The 2,837-nt window shown below is 49.8% G+C and carries 2 protein-coding genes; one reads left to right on the top strand and one right to left on the bottom strand.

Annotated features, from left to right (window positions below; translation table 11 throughout):
- Window positions 1-1,038, bottom strand: a 1,038-nt coding sequence (locus FTU62_RS17140; protein WP_180103259.1) for a transposase, incomplete at its 3' end; no start/stop codon positions are given.
- A 460-nt stretch (window positions 1,039-1,498) separates the two neighbouring features.
- On the opposite strand from FTU62_RS17140, the gene FTU62_RS17135 reads away from it, so the two are divergent.
- Complete coding sequence (locus FTU62_RS17135) at window positions 1,499-2,371, top strand: rRNA adenine dimethyltransferase family protein (RefSeq protein ID WP_084929516.1); 873 nt, start codon at window positions 1,499-1,501, stop codon at window positions 2,369-2,371.
- The last annotated feature ends 466 nt before the right edge of the window (window positions 2,372-2,837 follow it).

Raw genomic sequence — 2,837 nt, 5'->3', positions numbered from 1 at the left:
GCGCACGTTGCCGCCTCGTGTTAACGACAGCCGCTTCTCGGATACCGCCGGGCGGCTGATGTACCGGCACAGCCGTTCGAGCTTCTTGCGTTCATCGGCCCTGGCCGCCACGCCGGCGTGCAGGCTGGACCCGGCTACCTTGCCAATCCCGTCACCGAACGGATCACCACTGGTCGGCAGAGTTTGCAAAGTGAACACCTTTCGCCCCGCCTGTGAACCGACAGCGATACGGTAAGTGATCGAGTGCCCCAGCAGGGGTGTCATCGGGTCGTCATCCACCGCATCCGAGGCCAGATAGCTGTTTTCGACATCCCGTTCCAGCAGGCCTTGCCGCTCCAAATAGCGGCCGACCCGATGGGCGATGGTGTGCGCCAGTTGGGTGAGTTCGGCGCTGGTCGGCGCCCTGACCCAGAGGAACCGGGCTGTTCCATTGGGACGCTCAACGTACACGCCATCGAGGAACAGCATGTGAAAGTGAATGTTGAGGTTCAGTGCACTGCCGAAGCGCTGGATCAGGGTGACGGCACCGGTCTTGGCCGCTTGGTGGGTATAGCCCGCTTTCTTGACCAGATGCGTGGCGATGACGCGGTAAACGATGCCCAACACCCGGCCCATGACCTCCGGCCGGCTGGCGAACAGAAAGCGCAATTGAAAGGGAAAGCTGAGTACCCATTGGCGCATGGGCTGTACGGGCAGAACCTCATCGACCAGTAGCGCGGCGCTTTCGGCCATACGCCGTGCGCCACAACTAGGACAGAAGCCCCGACGTTTGCAGCTGAACGCAACCAGGTGCTCAGCGTGACACGACTCACAACGCACCCGCAGAAAGCCGTGTTCGAGACGGCCGCATTTGAGGTAGTCGTCAAACTCGCGTTGCACATAGCCGGGCAGTTCCCTGCCCTGCGCCGCCAAATGGGCAGCGAACGTCGGGTAGTATTCTTCGACGATCCGATAGAGCAGGGTTTGCTCGGGCCGGTGACGCTGGTAACGACCAGTGTTCTCGTCCCGGCTGGCCATCCTGGCCGCCACTTGGGGCATGATCCGCATCCTTGCGATACTGTGTTTTTATACAGTTTATCGCTCAGCTGCGAGATATTGAAGTCTCAGCTGTGATGCCAGCCAGTGCCAGACATTGCCTGTGAGTGCCAGTCACTCCCACTCTATTGTAAATAGAGTTGAGTACTCTATGAAATAAAAGGGGCGAACAAAAAAGAAAGCTGCCTATTCTTTTACGAATAAGCAATTTTTCAGCACGGCAGAACTGAACCTTTGCGGGGAATATCCTTTACAAGTCATTTTTATTTAACTATTTTCGAAACCACTCTAAAATGTATTGTGTTTTCCTAATATATTTGCTAAAATATATGCTAAAATATATTAAGTATTGCCTTGTATAGAATTAGAGTACGCAACTCTATGAAAAATACGAGTTTACCAATAACGATACACCCAACGGCAACAAAAAATCAAATAGCCACACGGGTAAAGGAGTAGGCTATTGGAACGCAACATAAAAGACTCTCAAAATTTTTTACACAATGCCCAACTAGTAAATAAACTAGTCGGACTTAGCAATATAACTTGCGATGATTTGGTTTATGAAATCGGACCCGGCAAAGGAATTATCACTCGAGCCTTACTTGGACGCTGTAGACAAGTTGTTGCGATAGAGTACGACGCGGAATTGTACAGGCGATTGCTTGAGCAATTAAAGGGGCACGAGGATTTAGTTCTGCTGAACAGGGACTTTCTAACAGTAGATTTGCCGAGCGAGCCGTACAAAGTTTTTTCTAACATACCATTCAACATGACTGCGGATATTTTGAGCAAACTTTTGACGACGGGAAGGACGCCCGAGGATTTATATCTCGTCATGCAACAAGAGGCGGTATATAAGTACGCAGGTGAGCCTTTGTGCCAAGATGGATTTAAGTCGCTACTTTTTAAGCCGATTTACGAAATCAAAGTCATTCACAACTTTGATAAAGCGGACTTTTCGCCAAGCCCGAATGTATCAATATTTTTTGTGAACTTTCACAAAAAAGAATACTGCGACATAAAAAAATTGCCGCTAATCGACTACTGGGATTTCTTGGCTTTTGTATATTCCGCGCCAGGCAGATTTTTTAAGGAAAAAACAAAAAAAGTTTTTTCATACGAACAACAAAAGCGGATACGAAAGCAAATCGATCTTCACGAGGAGGCGTTTATTTCGGAATGGACATACAAACAATGGCTTGCCATGTTTGATGTATACTCTAAAATGGTTTCGCCAGAAAAAAAGAAATTGGTTATAGGCGCATATAGCCGATTGATTGCCGAGCAGGCAAAACTCGACAAACTACATCGTGACAGGAGCAAAAAGTATTAGCCGATGGCAAGCGTAACCTTTAAGAAAATAAACAAGGTTTACGACGGAAAAGTACAAGCCCTAAAAGACATAGAACTGAAAATCAATGCGCAAGATTTTTTAGTGATTGTGAGTATAGGAAGAATAAACGCCGTTTTTCTCCAAGTCCAGCCACTGTAGACCGCGAATGACGGCCTGCTTTGCCAGTGGGTGATTCTGAATCCGGCCCGTGTAGCCATCGATCCCGCCGAAAATTTACCCGTTTTTCCCGACAGCCGGGGCCAACCCAAGCCGCCGGCATAACGCATCCCTGCCGCGGCTGAATTACCGCAGCATCGTGATCGGAATCGTTTGGGACGGGTCAGTCAAACAGACCCAGGAGCAGCTCAGCCGGTGGCGCCCGGCTTTCGGGTAACGCCCTGGTCCCGCTGGTTTCGGCTTTGTGCTTCAGGTGATCAAGGATCTGCTTGATCACTATAGGGTCTTC

Origin of the sequence: Acinetobacter sp. YH12126, from assembly GCF_013418745.1 — a bacterium.
Taxonomy (GTDB): Bacteria; Pseudomonadota; Gammaproteobacteria; order Pseudomonadales; family Moraxellaceae; genus Acinetobacter; species Acinetobacter amyesii.
The sequence above is the reverse complement of the archived record's forward strand: the minus strand, read 5'-3'. Positions and strand labels throughout refer to the sequence as shown.